This is a genomic window from Henriciella barbarensis (assembly GCF_003576345.1).
Lineage (GTDB): Bacteria > Pseudomonadota > Alphaproteobacteria > Caulobacterales > Hyphomonadaceae > Henriciella > Henriciella barbarensis.
Genome location: NZ_QWGB01000003.1, coordinates 106,757 through 127,111 on the forward strand (window position 1 = coordinate 106,757; position 20,355 = coordinate 127,111).

The following is a 20,355-nucleotide window of genomic DNA, read 5'->3' on the forward strand; positions in this document are numbered from 1 at the left end:
CCAGTTCTAAAGCAGCATGCTTTGGGGGTGTTCGACATAGCGCTTGAAGGTGGCGAGCCATTTCGCGCCTTCAGCCCCACCAATAACGCGGTGATCACATGATAGCGTGACCGTCATGACGGTCGCTGGCACAATTTCACCGGCTTCATCGACGACAGGACGCTTTTCCCCAGCCCCCACCGATAGGATCATGCCTTCTGGCTGATTGATGATCGAGCCGAAAGACTTGATGCCGAACATGCCGAGATTGGAGATGGAGAAGGTGCCGCCGGAATATTCCTGCGGCTTCAACTTCCGCTCCCGTGCGCGCGTAGCAAGGTCTTTCATCTCGCGCGAGATGGTCGCGAGCCCCTTAGTCTGCGCATCTCGAATCACCGGCGTGATGAGGCCGCCATCAATGGCGACTGCCACCGAGACATGAGCCGACTTGTGGTAGGCGATGCCCTTGTCGGTGAAGCTTGCATTGCAATCTGGCTCTGACATCAGGGCCAGGGCCGAAGCCTTGATCAGCATGTCATTGACCGAGATCTTCACGCCTTCAGGCGCTGCCTCATTAATATCAGCACGCGAAGCGAGAAGCTTATCGAGCTTGATGTCGACGTTAAGCGGGAAGTGCGGCACCTGCATGAAGCTTTGCGTCAGGCGCTTGGCGACCGTCTTGCGCATGCCGTCGAGCGGTTTCAGCTCATAGCTCTCAGGGTCGTAGACGCGGTCGTCGAGAACCTGTGGCAGTATGAGACCATCAGGCGCTGCCTTCGGCGTTTCGGCCGGCGCGTCGTCCGCCTTCTTTTCGGAAGCTGCCTGCTTCTTGCCAGGCTCTGCGCCTTCGACGTCAGCCTTCACGATTCGTCCGCGTGGGCCGGAACCCTGAAGCGTGGAGAGGTCGATATCGCGCAGCGCCGCGATCCGCCGAGCTAGCGGACTTGCCTTTATGCGATCCTTGCCACTGCCAACATCGGCAAGCTTTGACGTGGTGCCTTCCAGCTCCTTGCGCAGGTCCTTGCCTTCTGCCTCGCGCGGCTTCTGGGCGCTTTCACCCTTGGAGGTCGTGCGCTCGGCATCGCTCTCCTCGGGCTTTTCGTCGGACGCCTTTTTTTCTTTTGACTTGGAAGGCTTTTCAGCCTCCTCGTTCTTGTCGCCTTCAGAAGCGTCGTCGTCTTCATCTACGCCGCCAGAGGCCTCCGCTTCGGGCTCTTCCACATCGTCCGGGTCTTCGCCCTCTTCAGCGAGCACGGCGATCACCGAATTGACCTTCACGCCTTCCGTGCCGGCTTCAACGACGATCTTAGCAATGGTGCCTTCATCGACGGCTTCGACTTCCATCGTTGCCTTGTCGGTTTCAATCTCTGCGATGACATCGCCGGAAGAGATTGTATCGCCCGGCTTCACCATCCAGCGGGCCAGCGTACCTTCCTCCATGGTCGGAGAAAGTGCGGGCATAGTAATATTGATGGCCATCAGTTCCTGCCCTTGATCGTCGTACCCGTGAGATCCGGCGCATGACGAAGCCGTTCACCGATGCCGCCAAGGATTTGCTCCATGATCTCCTGCGCGGATGGACCGTCAGGGTTTTCTTCGCGCAGCACGCGGGTCACATGTTTGGCAATGTCCGCGAGCATGAAGCCCCACATAGGCGGCTCTTTCTCCGGATCGCCCGTGGCTCCAACTTTCAGGCTAACATGGTCCTGATTGTTAGAAATCCAGAACCGGATCATTTCCTGCGCAAAGGCGTCCTGCTGGATCGTGCCGGGCTTGGAGAGTTCTTTGTGATCACTTGACATAACACACCTGCTTGGCCGCCTTGATGATATCCGCCGTGCCCGGAAGGCTCATGGCTTCGAGGTTTGCCGCGTACGGAAGCGGCACATCTTTTTGATGCACGCGAGTTGGAGGCGCATCGAGGTAATCGAACGCTTCGTTCACCACCGTCGCGCAGATTTCAGCGCCGACACCCATGAAACGCCAGCCCTCCTCGCATGTGACGACCCGGTTGGTCTTCTTCACGCTTTCGATAACCGTATCCGTATCGAGCGGGCGAAGCGAACGCAGGTCGACAACCTCTGCGTCGATGCCTTCCTCGGCCAGCTTTTCAGCCGCCTGAAGCGCAAATCCAACCATCCGCGAATGGGCAACAAGCGTCACGTCGCTACCCGTCCGGCGCACACGCGCCTTGCCGATTGGCAGAACATAATCCTCAACATCCGGAACCGGGAAACTTTCGCCATAGAGCAGCTCATGCTCTAGGAAGACAACCGGGTTTGGATCGCGGATAGCTGCTTTCAGAAGGCCTTTTGCGTCAGCCGCGTCGTAGGGCGCGACGACTTTCAGGCCGGGCACATGCGCATACCAGTTGCTGTAGTCCTGGCTGTGCTGCGCGCCGACGCGGGATGCAGCGCCATTCGGGCCACGGAACACAATCGGGCAACCCATCTGTCCGCCGGACATATATAGCGTCTTAGCCGCCGAGTTGATGATCTGGTCAATCGCCTGCATGGCGAAATTAAAAGTCATGAATTCAACGATCGGGCGAAGACCGCCAAAGGCCGCACCGACGCCAAGACCGGCAAAGCCGTGCTCGGTAATCGGTGTATCGACAACGCGCTTGTCACCGAATTCCTGAAGGAGCTCGCGTGTCACCTTGTAGGCGCCCTGATACTCTGCGACTTCCTCGCCCATGACGAAAACTGTTTCGTCACGGCGCATTTCCTCGGCCATAGCATCACGCAACGCATCGCGGACGCTCGTGTCTACGAAGTTCGTACCTTCAGGAACGTCAGGATCGGTCAGCGCGTCTTCATCAGGCTGCGGCGGCGCCGACGCACCGTCGCCTTCGGTGGCCGGGGCATCTTTAGCTTCGGTCTGCGCTTTTGACTCCGTGGCCTCGTCGCCCGCAGGCGTGTCATCCACGTCGTCGACGCTTTCGCCTTCTTCAGCGAGACGCGCGATGACCGCATTGACCTTCACATTCTCAGAACCTTCGGGAACGAGGATCTTGGCAAGTGTGCCTTCATCAACGGCTTCGACTTCCATCGTTGCCTTGTCGGTCTCAATCTCGGCGATAACGTCGCCAGACGAAATCTCGTCGCCTTCTTTTTTGAGCCAGCGCGCGAGCGTGCCCTCTTCCATGGTCGGCGACAGAGCCGGCATCAGAACATCAATAGCCATCAGGCTGACTCCACTTCACGCAACACATCCGTCCAGAGCTCTTCCGGGTCCGGCACAGGACTATCCAGAGAGAAATCCGCCGCCTCCTTCACGAGTTCCCTGATCTTTTTGTCGAGATCCTTGAGCTCTTCCTCGGTCGCAATTTCCTGCTCCAGGATTCGCCCTTTCAGGCCATCAATCGGATCGTGATGGGTTCGAATATCGTCGACCTCTTCGCGCTTGCGGTATTTTGCCGGGTCCGACATGGAGTGGCCGCGATAGCGATAGGTCTTCATTTCGAGGATGTACGGCCCCTTACCGGACCGCGCATATTTGACGGCCTTCTCGCCTGCCGCCTTCACGGCGTAAACGTCCATGCCATCAACTTCCTCGCCCTCGATCTCGAACGAGATACCGCGTTTGAACAGCTCGGTTTCAGCCGATGCGCGCGCAACGCTCGTGCCCATGGCATACTGGTTGTTTTCGATCACATACACGACGGGCAGGTCCCACAGGGACGCCATATTGAAGCTCTCATAGACCTGGCCCTGGTTGGCCGCGCCGTCGCCAAAATAGGTCACGCAGATATTGTCCGTGCCGCGATACTTGTTGGAGAAGCCAAGCCCCGTACCGATGGGCACCTGTGCGCCGACAATGCCGTGCCCGCCGAAGAAATTCTTCTCCCGCGAGAACATGTGCATCGAGCCGCCCTTGCCCTTCGAGTAGCCGTCCTTGCGGCCTGTCAGCTCAGCCATGACGCCTTTCGGGTCCATGTCGCAGGCGAGCATATGTCCGTGGTCGCGGTAACCCGTAACGATCTGGTCGCCTTCTTTCAGGCAGGCCTGCATGCCGGTAACGACAGCTTCTTGCCCAATGTAAAGGTGACAGAACCCGGCAATCTTACCCATGCCATAAAGCTGGCCAGCCCGTTCTTCGAACCGGCGGATCAACAGCATGTCGCGATAGTATTTAAGCGCTTCGTCGCGCTGCAGCTTTGGTGGAGATTTGGAAGTCTTGCTTCTGGACGGCGATTTGGCCATGAGGCCTCCCTTGATCAAGCTACCTTTATGTACCCCGAAGCAGGTCTTCGTCCAGTTTTAGCACCTATGTCAAAATGCAGCCCCGGAGCTGTCATTTATGATAATAATCTCATCGGCGTAGACCAGATTCAGGTCTTCGCGCGCCATGATTTCAACGAGATCCGGATCGACCCGCCCCGGTGTCAGGCGCGCAATGTCCCGGCGCAGCACGTCATTCGCCGCGGTGATTGCGTCGAGTTCAGCCTCTTTCTCGGATAATTCCTGCTGCAAATCAGTCCAGCGCCCAAGGCCCTGCTCGCCCGCGAAGGCGTGATAGGCGAAATAAGCGATCAGCGCGGAGATGCCTGCAGCTGCGTATTTGGGAGCCATGGGAAAAACCTCTGCCAACAAGCGAATCGGCAGAGGAATCCATTTGGGTAAATTTAGTCTTAAGCGACCTACGCGTTGATGAGCGTACGGCCCGCATAGAGCGCTGTCGCGCCAAGCTCTTCTTCAATACGGATCAGCTGGTTGTACTTGGCCAGGCGATCAGAACGCGACAGTGAGCCGGTCTTGATCTGTCCACAGTTTACCGCAACCGCGAGGTCCGCAATCGTATAATCCTCCGTCTCACCGGAACGGTGGGACATGACGGCCGTGTAGGCATGGCGATGCGCGAGTTCCACAGCATCGAGGGTTTCAGACAGCGTACCGATCTGATTCACTTTGACGAGGATGGAGTTAGCTGCGCCGCGCTCCAGACCCTGGGCCAGGCGCTCGGGGTTCGTGACGAACAGGTCATCACCGACGAGCTGGCACTTGTCGCCGACGGTTTCGGTCAGGATGCCCCAGCCTTCCCAATCATCCTCGGCCATGCCGTCTTCGATGGAGATGATCGGATAGCGATCAACAAGATCCTCGAGGTAGCGCGCCATCCCAGCCGCATCGAGCGTCTTGTTTTCGCCCTTCAGGACGTACTTGCCGTCCTTGTAGAACTCGGTCGAGGCGGCATCGAGCGCAAGCGCAACTTCATCACCGGGCGTATAGCCGGCCTTTTCAATGGCTTTCATGATGTAGTCGATGGCAGCTTCGGTAGAGGAGATGTCCGGCGCAAAACCGCCCTCATCGCCAACCGCGGTGTTGAAACCGTCCGCGTGCAGCAGCTTCTTCAGCGACTGGAAGACTTCCGATCCTACCTGCACCGCATGAGCGATACTGTCAGCTGCGACAGGCATGATCATGAATTCCTGGATATCGATCGGATTGTTCGCGTGCTCACCGCCATTGATGATGTTCATCATCGGGGTTGGCAGGATACGCGCGTTCGACCCGCCAATATAGCGGTAGAGTGGCAGGCCACAGCTCTCTGCAGCGGCCTTGGCAACAGCCATAGAGACGCCGAGAATCGAATTCGCGCCGAGGCGCTTCTTGTTGTCCGTGCCGTCGAGTTCGATCATCAGACCGTCGATCAGGCGCTGCTCTGTCGCGTCGAGGCCGACAAGCTCGTCATTGATCTCACCATTGACGGCATCGACGGCCTGATTGACGCCCTTGCCGCCATAATCCTTCCCGCCGTCGCGAAGCTCATGAGCCTCATAGGCGCCGGTTGAGGCGCCGGATGGAACGGCGGCGCGGCCGGTGGAGCCGTCGTCCAGTGTCACATCGACTTCGACTGTCGGGTTGCCGCGGCTATCGAGGATCTGGCGGGCATAGATATCGACGATTTCGCTCATTGGGGCGCACTCTCTCTTACGTCTTCAGCAGATATGACAACGCCCCCGGTCTCCCAGGGGCGCCATGTCGGTTACTTTGTGTCACCACGCAGCGCAAGACTGCGCGTAGCGTTAGTCCTTTGGCTCAAGGATCTGGCGGCCGCGATAGACACCGGTCTTCAGATCAATGTGGTGCGGACGACGAAGCTCGCCGGAATCAGCATCTTCGATGAAGGTCGGGGCGGACAGACGGTCGTGCGCACGGCGCATGTTGCGCTTGGACGGCGTCGTTTTTCGCTTAGGGACTGCCATTTTGTCGTTCCAGTTTCTGTGCAGTGCGAACACTGCGTGAAAATCAAACCGCGCGTATATCCGTGCGACTCGCCAAATGCAACCCGTCAGACAAGACGCGACTGCACTTTGGCTGCCTCGATAAAGCTTGCGAAAAGCGGGTGCGGCTCAAACGGGCGCGACTTCAGTTCCGGGTGGAATTGCACCCCGATGAACCACGGATGATCATCCAGCTCGATAATCTCCGGCAACAGCCCATCGGGCGACATGCCGGAGAATCGAACCCCCGTCCCCTTCATGCGATCAATATAGGAACGGTTCACCTCATAGCGGTGACGGTGACGTTCTGAAATTTCGGTCGTGCCGTAGATCTCAGCAACCTTGCTTCCGGGCTCCAGTAAGGCCGGATAGGCACCAAGTCGCATCGTGCCGCCCTTATCGGTCGTTTCATCCCGCGTGATCTTCTGGTTACCCTTCGTCCACTCTTCGATGAGGCCCACGACAGGTTCATCAGTCGGCCCGAATTCAGTGGTCGAGGCTTCCTTGATCTCAGCCAGATGACGAGCAGCCTCAACCACGGATAGCTGCATCCCGTAACAAATGCCAAAGCATGGGATATTCTTCTCACGCGCGAACCGCGCCGCTCGCATCTTGCCGCGCGCGCCGCGTTCGCCGAACCCACCGGGCAGCAGCACGCCATGCACGCCGTCAAGGATATCAAGCGGGTGATGCTCGTCATCAAACTGCTCGGAATCGATCATCCGGACTTGGACGCGCACCTTGTTTGCCAGACCGCCGTGGACCAGCGCTTCTGACACCGATTTATAGGCGTCAGGTACATCCGTGTATTTGCCGACGAGGCCGATGCAGACTTCTCCATCCGGATTGTGGATGGTGTTGGCGATGCCGTTCCACCGGGAGAGATCCGGCAGAGGCGCGTCATTGATCCTGAAGTGCCACAAGACTTCAGTATCGAGCCCTTCGGCGTGGTAAGCTGCCGGCACGTCATAGATATGGCCGACATCGCGCGCTTCAATCACGCTTGATGGGCGCACATTACAGAAGCTGGCGATCTTGCCCTTCTCGTTTTCGGGAATCGGGCGGTCACACCGGCAAAGCAGGATTTGTGGCTGGATGCCGATGGAGCGCAGCTCCTTGACCGAGTGCTGCGTCGGCTTTGTCTTCATCTCGCCGGCCGCAGGAATGTAAGGCAGCAAGGTCAGGTGAATGAAACAGGTGCGCTCGGGGCCGAGCTCCTGCCCAACCTGACGGATCGCTTCGAAAAATGGCAGGCCCTCAATGTCCCCGACCGTGCCGCCAATCTCACAGAGAACGAAGTCAACGCCCTCGCCCGGATCGGACAGGATGAAATCCTTGATGGCGTCCGTTACGTGGGGAATGACTTGGATGGTCGCGCCGAGAAAATCGCCGCGGCGTTCTTTCTCAATGATGGACTGGTAGATTCGACCGGTCGTGATGTTGTCCGACTGGCGAGCTGACACGCCTGTGAAGCGTTCATAGTGGCCAAGATCGAGATCAGTTTCGGCGCCGTCATCTGTCACGAAGACTTCACCGTGTTGGCGCGGCGACATCGTGCCAGGGTCGACGTTCAGATACGGATCAAGCTTTCGCAACCGGACCTTATAGCCGCGCGCCTGCAGCAGCGCGCCCATGGCCGCCGAAGCAATACCTTTACCCAGCGAGGAAACCACGCCGCCTGTGATGAAAATGTAGCGGATCATGGGAAGTCAGTTTGCCCGATTCGCGTCACGGCGCACACGCGCAATGACGTTGCTTTGCGTTAGGGCTGCGTCGGCGCGTCAGCCGTATCTTCGCCCTGCTCTGTTTCGACGCCACTTGGCTCAGTGATGTCAGCCGGAACGTCAGCGGCGAGCGGATCGCTCGTATCCTGTTCCGTTTCCGTAAGAACCGGATCAGTGCCCTGCTGAGACGGCAGGGTAACCGGATCATCATCCAGAAGCGGCGACGTCGGATCATCAAGGTCGAAACCGCCTGCTCCAGAACCTCCAAACTCCTCGTCTAGCGCCCGTTCGACATCGGTACGTTGGTCACCAAGATTACGGGTGGTGATCGTGGTCAGCACAAGACTGGTGATGAAGAATATCGCACCAAAGATGATTGTCGTCCGAACAAGTGCGCCAGCTGCGCCGCGTCCTGACATCAGGCCGCCGCCGCCTGCGCCACCGCCGCCACCACCTACGCCAAGAGCGCCCCCTTCAGAGCGCTGCATGAGTACGACACCGACCAGCACGAGGCTTGCCAGAATGTGAATGACGAGAATAACGGTCATGGATCGTCCTTGAATATCTCAATCGCGCCCGATAGGCTTTTCAGACGCCAAGGCCAAGCCCTGAAGCTCACTTTGCGCTGACACAAGCGCCGTAGATGGCCAGAAAGTCATCGGCTTTCAAGCTTGCTCCGCCAATGAGCCCCCCATCGACATTGCTGGCAGCCAGAAGTTCAGCAGCATTGCCGGGTTTCATCGAACCACCATAGAGGATTGGTGTCTCATCCGCCTGACCCGGAAAACGCTCTCCAAGGATCTCGCGAATCTTGTCGTGCACTTCCTCAACCTGATCGACTGACGCGACCTTGCCCGTGCCAATTGCCCAGACCGGTTCATAGGCGACAACGAAGGCCTTGCCGAAAGCGCCCGCGGGTATCGACCCTGCCAGCTGAGATGAAACGACTTCGATCGTCTGCCCCGCTTCACGCTCATCAAGCGTCTCGCCAATACAGATAATCGGCACAAGACCGGCGCGAAAGGCTGCCTCCGCCTTGGCGGCGATGACCTCATTGCTTTCGCCGTGGTCGGCGCGGCGTTCGGAATGTCCGACGATGACATGGGACGCACCGATGTCAGCGATCATCTCCGCTGAGACGTCGCCTGTATGCGCTCCGGAGACGTTGGCGTGGCAATCCTGTGCCCCGACCGTCAGGCGCGTGCCCGATGCGGTGTCGGCGGCTTTCGAAATGAGGGTCGCCGGCGGACAGATGAGGCAATCAGCCACGTTATCCAGACCTTCCAGGCCCCTCGCTATCTGCGAAATGGTATCGCTGTCCCCAGACAGGCCATTCATTTTCCAGTTACCCGCAATCAAGGGCCTGACCATGCCGCTCTCCATCTCTTGCAACTCCCAGCGCGCTCGCCTAGCAAGCAGTTCGGCTGCTTACAAGGTAATAGGCGAGGCTATCGGCATATGCTGACCATGATCCGCAACATGCTCCGTTCCAAACTGGCGGGGCTTCTCTTCCTCCTCATCATCGTTGCCATGGGCGCGTGGGGCGTAACAGATGTCTTCTCAGGTGGCATCGGCAACAACCTTGCCTCTGCGGGTGATGTCGAGCTGACAGAAGCTCAATTTGATCGGGAAGTTGAACGCCAGTTGCGCACGGCCACGGATGATCGCGGCCGCGCCATCAGCAAGGCGCAGGCTACTGAACGTGGAATTGTCGACCAGATTTTCCAGCGTGAGCTCTTCCAGACCACTCTGATCGCATACGCCGACAGTATCGGTGCTCGCGCAACGGATGAGGCAGTCCTTCAGACCATTCGTGAAGACGAAGCGTTTCAGAGCGATACCGGGTCCTTTGACCCCGTCCTATACCGAGGGCTGCTGAGCCAGAGCGGTTTCACGCCAGCGAGCTTCGAAAGCTTCCTGCGGCGCGACCTTTCCATTGGTCGCATCAGGGGCTCTGTTGGCGCTGCGCTGCAATCGCCGGATTCAATTGTTCGTTTGCAGTCCGGCTTCGCGAACGAAGAGCGCAAGGCGCAGTGGTTCTTCCTGACCTTTGACGACCTCCCAGACCCCGATCCCATCACGGATGAGGAACTCACGGCCTTTTATGACGAGCGGCGTGACGAACTGGAAAACCCGCAGCGCCGACGCATCAGCCTGCTGCAACTCAGTGTCGATGATTTTCTGAACCAGTCGGAATTCACCGAGGACGAGCTGCTCGCGTACTATGAGTCCGTCAAGAGCCGCGAATATGCTGGACCTGACACGCGTACCTGGACAGAATTTGTGTTCGCGAGTGAAGAAGCTGCGAGAGCTCAACTCGGCCGCATCGCCGGCGGTGCGGAGGCTTCCACGATTACTGACTTGGTCTCCTCAACCGAGCGATCAGGGCTTCAGACGTCCGTTTCGAGTGAGTCGCTCGCAGAACGGCTGTTTGCCCCGACCGCATCAATTGGTGGTATATTCGGACCGGTCGAATCCGGTCGCTTCTATACCGTGGCTCGCCTTGAAAGCATCACGCCGGGCGAGGTTGAACCATTTGAAGACGTGCGCCAGGAAATTTTCGATACGCTTTCACGCGAACAGGCTGTCGGCCTCTATTACGACTCGATTACCCGCCTTGATAATCTGATTGGCACCGGTGCAGGTCTTGAGGAAATCGGCGAGGATATGGGGACGCCTGTGCTGAGTTTTGCGCCAGTTGAGCGCAATGGCACGACCCGTGTGGGCCGCCAGCTCGGCGCTCTTCAACAGGACCCTGCAATTCTGCAGCGCGCATTTGAGCTTACTGAAGGCGGCAAGACGTCCCGTTTCGGACAGGATGAAAGTGCTTTCATCGTTCGGGTCGATGAGATCATCGAGCCGTTTACACCGGACCTTGAAGACATTCGTGAGGACCTTCGCACTGGCCTGGAAGCTCAACGGCGCACGACCGCGCTGGCCGAGGCAGCAGATGCCGTCAAACACCTCGTCGAAAGCGGCGAAGCAACCTTCGCAGAGGCCGCAACTGAGTACGAAGCGCAGCTTTCGGCTCCAGATATTCTCTTTACGCGCAACCCGTCGCCGGATAGCGGCATTCCGCCAGCGCTTGCGGGCGCAGTCTTCTCGCTGCGCGAGGAAGGTAATGTCGTCAACGCGCCGCTTAGCCTTGGTGATACGGTTGCGCTTATCCAGCTTGTCGAGATCAATCGGATTGACCTCGCTTCAGACGAGGCCGCCATATCGGCTTCCCAGGAGCTTCAGGACTCCATCGGCAATGACCTGTTCAGCGCTTTCCTTGCGGGCATCCAGGATGACGTAGAACTGCAGGTCAACGAGAACGCGATTGCCTCCTACAAGGCCCGGGTCAATCCGGACACATGAACCGGGACAAGCTGATTGTAAGGCGGCGGATCGGCGATATCGAAACGCCTGTTTCAGCCATGCTGAAGCTTGGTGCGGATCAAGCAGGTTCATTTCTGTTTGAATCAATCCATGGCGGAGAGCGCCTTGGGCGATATTCTTTCGTCGGCGTCGAACCGCTAAAATGGTTCCGCATTCTTGATGGCAAAGCAGAGCTGGCTAGCGATGCCAGCTTCAGCGCGCCCGAAACGTTGGAGATGGAGCCTGTCGCCGCGCTGCGCCACTTCGTCGAGATGGCAAAAGCCGAAACGGACGAGCCCGGCCTGCCCCCAATGGCATCAGGCGCTTTTGGCTATATCGGCTATGACATGATCCAGTATGTCGAGCCGGTTGAGATCAAGGCGCGCGACGACCTGAAGGTCGCTGAATGCGTCCTGGTCATCCCCGGTGTCGTCATCGTGTTCGACCATCTCTATCAGGAGCTTGTTCTGATCGGGCGCCATGCGTCAGGTGATGAGAATTCCGCGAACGCCCTGCTCGACCGTGTCGAACAACAGCTTCAGGCGACGGCGCCAATCTCTCCTCGCGGTCAGGCTGCTGATGCGCTCGAATTCACGTCGAACACCAGCAAGGAACGCTATTTCGAGATGGTCCGCGAAGCGGTCGAATATTCTCGGGCCGGCGACACATTCCAGATCGTGCCGAGCCAACGCTTTTCGTCGCCCTTCAAACGGCAGTCTATCAGCCTCTACAGGGCCCTTCGCAGGCTGAATCCGTCAGCTTTCATGTTTCACATGAACATGGGCGACGTTCGCCTTGTCGGGTCGAGCCCGGAGATTCTTGTGCGTCTTCGTGATGGCCGAGTTGCGATCCGGCCGATTGCAGGCACCAGGCCAAGGTCTGGTGACCCTGTTGAAGATGCGCGCCGCGCTGCGGACCTTCTCGCCGATCAGAAGGAATGCTCAGAGCATCTCATGTTGCTCGATCTGGGCCGCAATGATGTGGGCCGTGTCGCAGCCTATGGCAGTGTCGAAGTCAGCGAACAATTCATCGTAGAACGCTACAGCCACGTCATGCACATTGTGAGCCACGTCGAAGGCAACCTTCGCGAAGGACTGGATGCCGTCGATGCGCTTCTCGCTGGGCTGCCTGCGGGGACCGTTTCAGGTGCCCCGAAAATTCGTGCGATGCAAATTATCGATCAGCTCGAAACGTCCCGGCGCGGTATCTATGGCGGTGCCGTCGGCTATTTCGGCTGGAATGGCGACATGGATACCTGCATTGCGCTGCGCACTGCTGTCCTGAAGGACGGCCAGATCCATGTGCAGGCAGGCGGCGGAGTGGTGCTGGACAGTGATCCGCAATACGAGTTCGAGGAAACCGTCCACAAGGCTGGCGCCCTGAAGCGAGCTGCAGATCTCGCAGCCATCTATGAGTTCGACCAATGATTCTCGTCATCGACAATTATGACAGCTTCACCTGGAATCTGGTCCACTATGTCGAGCAGGCAGGCGCGACCACGAAAGTCGTGCGAAATGACGAGCTGACCGTTGACGAAGCTTTGGCTCTGAAGCCCACAGGCGTGATCCTGTCGCCAGGCCCTTGCTCGCCGCGTGAAGCGGGCATCTGCGTTAATTTCATCAAGCAGGCGCCAGATAACCTTCCCATTCTTGGCGTTTGCCTTGGCCATCAGTCCATCGGCGACGCCTATGGAGAACCCGTCGTGCAGGCAGGCGCAATCCTGCATGGCAAGGTTTCGACAATCCGTACAACGCAGACCGGACTCTTCAAGGGTCTGCCCGAAACGTATGACGTTGTTCGCTACCATTCACTGGCGATCCCGAGAGACAGGCTCCCTGAGACGCTTATTGCGGATGCGTGGACAGAGGACGGTGAGATCATGGCCGTCCATCATAGCGACAAGCCGGTCTACGGTGTTCAATTCCACCCAGAGTCAATCCGTACCGAATACGGTCACGAATTGATCGAGAATTTCGTCGCGCTTACGAAATAGGTAGTCACAGACGACCGGAGGATGCCATGGACCAGCTGACCAGAGACGCCGAGGCACTGCTGGACGAGCTGAAGCCCCGCTCCCCGAGCGCTGCGCCCGGCCAGAACCTCTTGCCGCCGCAAACCCGCTTCGACGTGCAGGGTGAAACGCTTTCTACGCCCGCCTGGAGGGCTGGTGACGGTGCTCCAACACTTTTTGTCCATGGCTGGGATGACACGCACCGTATCTGGCGACGTTTCGCCATGGACTTCATTCAGAATGGCCGCCCTGCTCTGCTGATAGACCTGCCAGCCCACGGCGCCTCCAGCGCAGAGACCTGCTCCTGGCAATTCGCGGGACAATCGGTTTTGGATGTCTGCACCGATCAACAGCCCATAGACGCGATCATCACTCATTCGTTCGGGTCCCTGGCAGCAGCAGCAGCCATATCGGAAGGAGCACAGGCTGATTATCTGGTGATGATCGCCCCGCCTATCGAACACTGGAGCGAGCGCCAGCGCCGTAAGGGCGTGCCCGATGACGTGATCGCCCGTGCAGCTGAACTCCTTCTGGAGAGAAAGGCCGAGGACACGGCGCCGCCAGATCTAGCAGCCTTGCTGGCCCGTTTTGAGGGGCAGATACTGCTTATCGGCTCCCAGGCCGATGAGAGTTGCCCAGCCCCGCAAATAGAAGCACTCGGCGCGTCCTTGGGTAATGCTGAAACACTGATTGTCGACGATCTCAGCCACCGTGATCTCGCGCTCGATCCGGCCATCCTGTCGCAGATTAGCGCTTTTCTGGGTTACTAGAGACGTCACCCGCTTGATTGGCGCTCACATCGCCTCTATCGCGCACCAAAATAAGTGCTGGAAGACCGACGAATGACCCAAGCTCTCAATGACGCCATCAAGGCACTCGCCCGGTCCGAGGAATTGCCGGTTAAGGTTCTCGAAGCTTCCTTCGACACGCTGCTTGCCGGCGAAAGTACGCCTGAGCAAGTAGGTGCCTTTCTCATGGGACTGGCCGTTCGCGGGGAGACATCCAATGAGCTCTACGCTGGCGCCAGAGCCATGCGCCGGCATGCTCGAACAGTGAGCGCGCCAGGTCCTCTGCTCGATACTTGTGGGACGGGCGGTCTTCCATGGAAATCGCTTAACACGTCGACCGCCAGCGCAATCGTCATTGCGGCCGCCGGTGGCCGCGTCGCAAAGCATGGCAACCGGTCTGTCCCTCCCAAAACTGGCTCTGCCGACGTGTTGGAGGCGCTTGGGGTCGAACTCGACATCACCCCCCAGACTTTCGAGAATTGCATAGAAAAAGCGGGCGTAGGTTTCCTGTTTGCGCGTAGCCACCATTCAGCGATGCGGCATGTTGCACCCATCCGGGCCAGCCTCGGCATCCGGACCATCTTCAACCTTCTCGGCCCGCTTTCGAATCCAGCCAATGCGACCCACCAGATACTTGGCGTCTATGATGAGCGTTGGCTCGATCCGATGGCTGAGACGCTTCTGAAACTCGGCATCGAAAAAGCCTGGGTCGTTCACGGCGTCGACGGCATCGATGAAATCTCGATATCTGGGGAGACCAGGATCCGGGAAGTAGCTGACGGCAAGATCAGTTCGTTCTCGCTCACACCAGCGGACGCTGGCTTGGACACCAGCCCGCTCGCATCGCTTGAGGGCGGTGCACCTCAAGACAATGCAGGCGCGATCCGGGACCTGCTCGAAGGAAGGCCCGGTCCATTCCGTGACGTCGTTCTTCTGAACGCATCGGCTGGCCTCTTGCTGCTTGGGCTTGCAGATGACATTCGCCACGGCGTGGCGCTCGCCTCCGACGCCATCGACAGTGGTCGCGCGCTCCATACGCTCTCGTTACTGGCTGATACCAGCTCCGGAAGGACTCAATAATGGCGACCGCCCTGGACCGCATCATAGAATACAAACGGGACGAAGTCGCTGCGCTGAAGCGCGTGACAACGACGAATGCGTTGCTCGAGGCAAGCAGAAATGCGCGATCTCCGCGCGGGTTCGAGCGACGTCTCGCAGAGATATCCGCACTCGGAGACGCCGCGCTGATCTGTGAGTTGAAGCGCAAGTCACCGTCGGCCGGCGACATACTTCCGGGCGCGGATCCCATTGCCATCGCACAGGAGTACGAGAGTTCAGGCGCTGCCTGCCTTTCAGTATTGACGGACTTTCCCAGCTTTGGTGGGTCACTTGACGATCTCCGCGCCATTCGCGCCGCTGTGGACATTCCGCTGCTGCGCAAGGAATTCATGATAGACCCGATACAGGTTGCGGAAGCTCGCTCTGCGGGCGCTGACGCAATCCTCGTCATCCTGTCAGCCGTCGATGACGGGCTTGCCGGCGAACTTCTTTCAGCTGCCACAACGCTGGGCATGGACGCTATCGTGGAAGTCCACGACGAAGTTGAACTTGAACGGGCTAACGCGCTTCCATGCTCGCTCGTCGGTATCAATAACCGTGATCTCAAGCGTATGGTAACGGACCTTTCGACGACCGAACGTCTGGCCCCACATCTGGCGGATGGGAAAACCCTCATTTCGGAGAGCGGGATTTCCACGCCTGATCACATTCGCCGCTTGGCAAAGAGTGGCGCGCGGCGATTCCTGATCGGCGAAAGCTTGATGAAAGCCCAAAACCGGGCAAGCACCTGCAACGATCTCAGAAAGGCTCTTGACGATTGACCTGAAACGGGAACGCATGTAGAACACATGTGAACAAACAGGTTTTGATCCGGAGGCCAGACTGTGCTGACCAATAAACAGAAAGAGCTGCTGCTCTTCATCCATGAGCGAATCAAACGCGATGGGGTCTCACCTTCTTTTGACGAGATGAAGGAAGCCCTCAATCTCGCGTCAAAGTCTGGCATTCACCGCCTGATCACCGCGTTGGAAGAGCGCGGCTTTATCAAGCGCCTCGCCAATCGGGCACGCGCGCTTGAAGTCCTGAAGCTACCGGATTCAGCAGCGCCATCGGCGCCCCCTCGCGGACGCCAGGTTTTCCGGCCTAGCGTAGTAGGCAATGCTATGCCGGCGCCAACCATGTCCGGCCGGACCATTCCTGTCCTCGGACGTATCGCCGCGGGTGTGCCGATCGAAGCCATCCAGCACGAAACCAGTCGTATTCATCCACCAGCCGACCTTCCAGAGGGAGACGAGCATTTCGCGCTCGAAGTGAAGGGCGACTCGATGATCGACGCGGGTATCCATGACGGTGACCTCGTTATTCTGAAGCGTACGGAAGATGCGCATAGTGGGGACATCGTCGTGGCACTTATCGACGAGGAAGAGGCGACGCTGAAGCGGCTCCGCAAAAAAGGTGCATCCATTGCGCTTGAAGCAGCGAACCCGGCTTATGAGACACGCATCTTTGGCCCGGATCGCGTACGCATTCAGGGGCGCCTCGTCGCTCTCGTACGCCGGTACGACTAGTTAGTTCTCAGTTCTGTCGATACAGGGTTGCCATTTGCGTCTGCCGCACGGCACGGCGCGAATATGGCTTGCTCCTGCCCAACCTCGCACAAGACTTAGTCCGCCGGCTTTCTGAACATCGTTCCAGGTGATGACGCGTCCTCCTGGCGAGCAACGCCCCGGACTTGCATCCACGAGAAGGGTTAGAGCCGCATCGGGGATGCATGTCGGCAATTCGTACGCGATTGCGACCATACCGACGGACGTTTCAAACTCGCACATCTTTCCACGACATTCATGGGTAGCAGGAAGATCGTTTAAGGTAAGCGGCGACAAGCCATCGCCGTCCGCGATCGCCAGCTTCTTCCAACCGTTCTCGGCGTCGCGTAGCAGAACTTCGCCGGAGGCCGACCAGTGAAGTACGAGTGACGGTAGACTCAGCCAAACAATAGCCGCGGTAACGGCTGTTCCCACCCCCGTCAGGATCCGATACCGGACACCTTTCACCAGACAGACCGCAATCAGTCCCACGCTCAGCACAAGAAGCACACCTGCTGGCATGGGGTCCGTGATCATGACGTCACTACCCGGCTGGGTCGAAACCCAGTGCGCGATCATCAGAACCTGCTCGAGCGACCACCCGAAAGCTCTGAGGAAGGGTTCGTCCAAACCGAGGGGCGCCGTCGCCAAGGCAAGTCCAGCGAATGGCGCACTCACAAATGTGATGATCGGCATGGCAAGAAGGTTTGCCCACAGCCCACCCGGGGCCACGCGGTCGAAGTGATAAAGGGCGAATGGCGCTGTTGCGCCCGCTCCAACGATGGATGTCACTACAAGCGACTGCAGCGTGAAGACAAAGCCGTTGCCTGAAGCCCCGGCCGCCATCGCCTGACGCCTCTCGCGCCACACCAGATACGTGGCGATCAGCGCGCCTGTTGCTGCAAACGACATCTGAAAGCCAGGCGTCATTACGCTGTGGGGCTGGATCAAGATCACGGCGAACATGGCAACCGCAAATGATCGGAAACTGAGGGGGGACCGGTCCAGGAGGATGGCCCCGAAGAAGACTGCCGCCATGATAAAGGCTCGTTGGGTCGATATGCTTGCGCCCGAAAGCACGAGATAGAGCGCTGTCATAATGAGCGCGACGGCCGCCGCCGGCTTCTGCACTGGAACACGCAGAGCAAACCACTCCCAAAGTGAGAGTCCCCGCCGGATGCTGACATAGATGAGCCCGCCTACGATCCCGAGATGGAGCCCGGATATGGCGAGCAGATGAGCGAGTCCTGCACGACGAAGCGCTTCAACATCTTCCTGCACCATGAAACTCCGGTCGCCGGATCCGAGCGCAGCCGCAAAGCCCCCGGCGCGTTCCCCAGCCGCATCGCGCACATGAATAGCGAGAGATCGCCGCATGACGTTGATGGTGCTGCGCAATTTCTTGTGAAGGCCGCGCTCGGGGCCCAGCGCCCCGCCTCGGCAACGACCCTGCACATAGCCAACACCGTCCAGCCCATCGAAAAAGGCTTGTCTGTTGAAAGCATAGTCTCCGGGCATTCCCGGTTGAGGCGGCGGCCTCAGGACTGCCCAGCAACGAACAAATCGGCCCGGCGCAACGTTCAGCGAAAGTGAATGGGTCAGCCGAATCCGACCCGGGAGGCGTCCGGGGGGAAGCCCGCCGATTGCGTGAACGTCAATCCTGAGGCGTACACCTTTCTCCCCCGGCTCGACCGCGCTGACCCAGCCTTCGATCATCGTTGGCCCGATCATTTCCTGCACGGGCGGCGCAGGCCGGACCAGGGTATGCACTTTTGAGACAAAGACGCCGCCGATAGCACCAATGCACAGAATCAGAACCAGTCGCAGCGCAAACGCTTCGACGCGACGAAGTCCGAAGATGACAGCAGCGCCTATGGCTGAAAGAATGACGAGCCCCAGCAGTGGCGGCTCGAAAGGCGCTGAAAAATATACAATTGCACCGAGACAAAGTCCAAGCGCAAAATAGAGCGGACCGTTCAGGACGAGGTGTAAAATATGGCTCTCGGTAGAGCCGCCGCGAGGGAATTCAGCGCGCCTCTTGCCTGATGCCCTTTCAGCGTGTTCATGGCGCCCAGACACCTGATCAGAAGCAGAACCGGACAGTTTGTCAGACTGATGACGACGATAACGCGATTTGCCCCCTCCCCGACTGGCATGCTCCACATTGGCGGCGCACGCACAGCTCTTTTCAACTACTTGTTTGCACGTCGCAACCAAGGAAAATTCTTGCTGCGTATCGAAGATACCGACAAGGCCCGTTCCACCCAGGAAGCCGTAGATGCGATTCTCGACGGTATGAGCTGGCTTGGCCTCAACGCCGATGAGCCGCCTGTGTTCCAGAGTGCGCAGGCCGGACGGCATGTCGAATGCGCTGAGGAAATGGTCGCAAAGGGGCGCGCCTTTCGCTGCTATGCGACTCCCGAAGAGCTTCAGGCTCGCCGCGATGAAGGCGAAGCTGCCCGCGCCGCCGCGAAACAGGAAGGCGTCGGCGAAGATGAGCGCCAGGCGCTGCTTCGCAAAGCGGAGGACCTGCTCGCGCCATTCCGTTCGCCCTGGAGGGATGGTGGAGAAGCCCCTGCGCCGGATGCGCCGTATACGATCCGTCTACGCGCGCCCGATGATGGGCAGATTTTTGTTAAGGACGGCGTGCAGGGAGACGTGAAGGTCGCAGCGCGTGAAATTGATGACCTCATCCTGCTCCGTGCGGACGGATCGCCAACCTACATGCTGGCTGTTGTGGTTGATGACCATGATATGGGTGTCACGCACGTAATTCGCGGAGACGATCACCTGCGGAATACTTTTCGCCAGATACCAATCTATCAGGCAATGGATTGGGACGTGCCGCACTTCTCGCACGTACCAATGATCCACGGCGACGATGGCGCGAAACTTTCAAAACGCCACGGCGCTCTCAGCACGACCGCCTATCGTGATATGGGCTACCTACCGGAAGCGATAAACTCCTACCTTTTGCGTCTTGGCTGGAGCCATGGGGACGAGGAGATTTTCACACTGGGGTCGGCGGCCGACGTATTTTCCATCGAAGCGATCAATCGGTCGCCTGCTCGGCTTGATATCGCCAAGCTGAATGACGTCAATGCGCACTTCATCCGCGCTTGCGATGACACGAAACTGCTTTCGCTTCTTCTGCCATGGCTTGAGGAAGCCAAAGGCGGACCTCTGGACGAAACAATCCAGCAGCGAATCGCTGAAGCACTTCCTTCCATGAAAGACCGCGGTGCGACCCTGCCCGAACTGGCAGAGGCGTTCCGTTTTCTCTGGAGCGCCAATACTGACAATCTCAACAAGAAGGCGCGCAAGGCTCTGTCTGGCGACAATCTCAATCGCCTGTCAGAATTGCGACAGGCCATTGCCAATGTAGCGGAATGGCGCGATACCGCCCTGCAACAGGCGTTACAGTCTTACTGCGCTGCAAACGAATTGTCCTTTGGTCAGGTTGGCCCTCCCGTGCGCGCAGCCCTGACTGGAGGTCTTCCTGCACCGGACCTCGCGCCGGTCATGGAATGGCTCGGCCGCACTGAGACCCTGGCACGCATTGATTTTCACCTCGCTCGCACTGACATGCAGAGTGAATAGACCGACACGGATGAGAGAGCTG

19 protein-coding genes are annotated in these 20,355 nt (G+C 58.6%); 8 read left to right on the plus strand and 11 right to left on the minus strand.

Features of this window, described 5'->3' with window-relative positions:
* Positions 1–6 precede the first annotated feature (6 nt).
* From D1224_RS00910 to tpiA, 10 genes are all read right to left on the minus strand, one after another.
* The gene (locus tag D1224_RS00910) at positions 7–1,458 is read right to left on the minus strand and encodes a pyruvate dehydrogenase complex dihydrolipoamide acetyltransferase (RefSeq protein WP_119378061.1); all 1,452 of its coding nucleotides are present in this window, start codon (positions 1,456–1,458) and stop codon (positions 7–9) included.
* Positions 1,458–1,781 (minus strand): DUF5076 domain-containing protein, encoded by a 324-nt coding sequence (locus D1224_RS00915; RefSeq protein ID WP_119378062.1) that lies wholly within the window; start codon positions 1,779–1,781, stop codon positions 1,458–1,460. Before D1224_RS00915 ends, D1224_RS00910 begins: the two co-directional genes overlap by 1 nt.
* The gene (locus D1224_RS00920; RefSeq protein ID WP_119378063.1) at positions 1,771–3,165 is read right to left on the minus strand and encodes a pyruvate dehydrogenase complex E1 component subunit beta; all 1,395 of its coding nucleotides are present in this window, start codon (positions 3,163–3,165) and stop codon (positions 1,771–1,773) included. Before D1224_RS00920 ends, D1224_RS00915 begins: the two co-directional genes overlap by 11 nt.
* The gene (pdhA, locus tag D1224_RS00925) at positions 3,165–4,184 is read right to left on the minus strand and encodes a pyruvate dehydrogenase (acetyl-transferring) E1 component subunit alpha (protein ID WP_119378064.1); all 1,020 of its coding nucleotides are present in this window, start codon (positions 4,182–4,184) and stop codon (positions 3,165–3,167) included. Before pdhA ends, D1224_RS00920 begins: the two co-directional genes overlap by 1 nt.
* A 69-nt stretch (positions 4,185–4,253) precedes the next feature.
* Positions 4,254–4,553 carry an FtsB family cell division protein gene (locus D1224_RS00930; protein ID WP_119378065.1) on the minus strand — a complete coding sequence of 100 codons (300 nt, stop codon included), beginning with the start codon at positions 4,551–4,553 and terminating at the stop codon, positions 4,254–4,256.
* 68 nt (positions 4,554–4,621) lie between these two features.
* Entirely contained in the window at positions 4,622–5,896 is a 1,275-nt protein-coding gene (eno, locus tag D1224_RS00935; RefSeq protein ID WP_119378066.1) for a phosphopyruvate hydratase, read from the minus strand.
* A 111-nt stretch (positions 5,897–6,007) separates the two neighbouring features.
* Positions 6,008–6,187, minus strand: a complete 180-nt coding sequence (rpmF, locus tag D1224_RS00940; RefSeq protein ID WP_119378067.1) for a 50S ribosomal protein L32 — start codon at positions 6,185–6,187, stop codon at positions 6,008–6,010.
* An 86-nt stretch (positions 6,188–6,273) separates the two neighbouring features.
* Entirely contained in the window at positions 6,274–7,908 is a 1,635-nt protein-coding gene (locus D1224_RS00945) for a CTP synthase (RefSeq protein ID WP_119378068.1), read from the minus strand.
* Positions 7,909–7,967: 59 nt separating this feature from the next.
* The gene (gene secG, locus D1224_RS00950; RefSeq protein WP_119378069.1) at positions 7,968–8,477 is read right to left on the minus strand and encodes a preprotein translocase subunit SecG; all 510 of its coding nucleotides are present in this window, start codon (positions 8,475–8,477) and stop codon (positions 7,968–7,970) included.
* Positions 8,478–8,544: 67 nt separating this feature from the next.
* The gene (tpiA, locus tag D1224_RS00955; protein ID WP_119378070.1) at positions 8,545–9,300 is read right to left on the minus strand and encodes a triose-phosphate isomerase; all 756 of its coding nucleotides are present in this window, start codon (positions 9,298–9,300) and stop codon (positions 8,545–8,547) included.
* Between the two features lie 87 nt (positions 9,301–9,387).
* Here tpiA and D1224_RS00960 point away from each other — a divergent pair, with 87 nt between their 5' ends.
* The 7 genes from D1224_RS00960 (at position 9,388) to lexA (ending at position 16,715) form a co-directional block, all read left to right on the plus strand.
* Complete coding sequence (locus D1224_RS00960) at positions 9,388–11,289, plus strand: peptidylprolyl isomerase (protein WP_119378071.1); 1,902 nt, start codon at positions 9,388–9,390, stop codon at positions 11,287–11,289.
* Entirely contained in the window at positions 11,286–12,716 is a 1,431-nt protein-coding gene (gene trpE / locus D1224_RS00965; protein ID WP_119378072.1) for an anthranilate synthase component I, read from the plus strand. The genes D1224_RS00960 and trpE overlap by 4 nt, the downstream gene beginning before the upstream one ends.
* Positions 12,713–13,282 carry an anthranilate synthase component II gene (locus tag D1224_RS00970; protein WP_119378073.1) on the plus strand — a complete coding sequence of 190 codons (570 nt, stop codon included), beginning with the start codon at positions 12,713–12,715 and terminating at the stop codon, positions 13,280–13,282. Before trpE ends, D1224_RS00970 begins: the two co-directional genes overlap by 4 nt.
* 26 nt (positions 13,283–13,308) lie before the next feature.
* Positions 13,309–14,070, plus strand: a complete 762-nt coding sequence (locus D1224_RS00975; protein WP_119378074.1) for an alpha/beta fold hydrolase — start codon at positions 13,309–13,311, stop codon at positions 14,068–14,070.
* A gap of 72 nt (positions 14,071–14,142) precedes the next feature.
* On the plus strand, positions 14,143–15,168 hold the full coding sequence (gene trpD, locus D1224_RS00980) for an anthranilate phosphoribosyltransferase (RefSeq protein WP_119378075.1): 1,026 nt from the start codon (positions 14,143–14,145) through the stop codon (positions 15,166–15,168).
* A complete protein-coding gene (gene trpC / locus D1224_RS00985; RefSeq protein WP_119378076.1) occupies positions 15,168–15,968 on the plus strand; it encodes an indole-3-glycerol phosphate synthase TrpC in 801 nt (266 codons plus the stop codon). Before trpD ends, trpC begins: the two co-directional genes overlap by 1 nt.
* A 63-nt stretch (positions 15,969–16,031) precedes the next feature.
* On the plus strand, positions 16,032–16,715 hold the full coding sequence (gene lexA, locus D1224_RS00990; RefSeq protein WP_119378077.1) for a transcriptional repressor LexA: 684 nt from the start codon (positions 16,032–16,034) through the stop codon (positions 16,713–16,715).
* Here lexA and D1224_RS00995 read toward each other — a convergent pair whose 3' ends face one another.
* Entirely contained in the window at positions 16,716–18,812 is a 2,097-nt protein-coding gene (locus D1224_RS00995; RefSeq protein ID WP_182482115.1) for a ComEC/Rec2 family competence protein, read from the minus strand. It lies immediately after the preceding gene.
* A gap of 36 nt (positions 18,813–18,848) precedes the next feature.
* Here D1224_RS00995 and gltX point away from each other — a divergent pair, with 36 nt between their 5' ends.
* Positions 18,849–20,333, plus strand: coding sequence for a glutamate--tRNA ligase (gene gltX / locus D1224_RS01005; protein WP_119378079.1), 1,485 nt, complete (start codon positions 18,849–18,851; stop codon positions 20,331–20,333).
* The last annotated feature ends 22 nt before the right edge of the window (positions 20,334–20,355 follow it).

Excerpts from the sequence above, each read along its gene's own strand:
- trpE (WP_119378072.1), top strand. The coding sequence starts at position 11,286 with ATGAACCGGGACAAGCTGATTGTAAGGCGGCGGATCGGCGATATCGAA.
- D1224_RS00920 (WP_119378063.1), bottom strand. The coding sequence starts at position 3,165 with ATGGCTATTGATGTTCTGATGCCGGCTCTGTCGCCGACCATGGAAGAG.
- D1224_RS00970 (WP_119378073.1), top strand. The coding sequence starts at position 12,713 with ATGATTCTCGTCATCGACAATTATGACAGCTTCACCTGGAATCTGGTC.
- gltX (WP_119378079.1), top strand. The coding sequence starts at position 18,849 with ATGACGACGATAACGCGATTTGCCCCCTCCCCGACTGGCATGCTCCAC.
- eno (WP_119378066.1), bottom strand. The coding sequence starts at position 5,896 with ATGAGCGAAATCGTCGATATCTATGCCCGCCAGATCCTCGATAGCCGC.
- rpmF (WP_119378067.1), bottom strand. The coding sequence starts at position 6,187 with ATGGCAGTCCCTAAGCGAAAAACGACGCCGTCCAAGCGCAACATGCGC.
- trpD (WP_119378075.1), top strand. The coding sequence starts at position 14,143 with ATGACCCAAGCTCTCAATGACGCCATCAAGGCACTCGCCCGGTCCGAG.
- trpC (WP_119378076.1), top strand. The coding sequence starts at position 15,168 with ATGGCGACCGCCCTGGACCGCATCATAGAATACAAACGGGACGAAGTC.
- tpiA (WP_119378070.1), bottom strand. The coding sequence starts at position 9,300 with ATGGTCAGGCCCTTGATTGCGGGTAACTGGAAAATGAATGGCCTGTCT.
- D1224_RS00960 (WP_119378071.1), top strand. The coding sequence starts at position 9,388 with ATGCTGACCATGATCCGCAACATGCTCCGTTCCAAACTGGCGGGGCTT.
- D1224_RS00915 (WP_119378062.1), bottom strand. The coding sequence starts at position 1,781 with ATGTCAAGTGATCACAAAGAACTCTCCAAGCCCGGCACGATCCAGCAG.
- D1224_RS00975 (WP_119378074.1), top strand. The coding sequence starts at position 13,309 with ATGGACCAGCTGACCAGAGACGCCGAGGCACTGCTGGACGAGCTGAAG.
- D1224_RS00930 (WP_119378065.1), bottom strand. The coding sequence starts at position 4,553 with ATGGCTCCCAAATACGCAGCTGCAGGCATCTCCGCGCTGATCGCTTAT.
- D1224_RS00945 (WP_119378068.1), bottom strand. The coding sequence starts at position 7,908 with ATGATCCGCTACATTTTCATCACAGGCGGCGTGGTTTCCTCGCTGGGT.
- secG (WP_119378069.1), bottom strand. The coding sequence starts at position 8,477 with ATGACCGTTATTCTCGTCATTCACATTCTGGCAAGCCTCGTGCTGGTC.
- pdhA (WP_119378064.1), bottom strand. The coding sequence starts at position 4,184 with ATGGCCAAATCGCCGTCCAGAAGCAAGACTTCCAAATCTCCACCAAAG.
- D1224_RS00910 (WP_119378061.1), bottom strand. The coding sequence starts at position 1,458 with ATGGCCATCAATATTACTATGCCCGCACTTTCTCCGACCATGGAGGAA.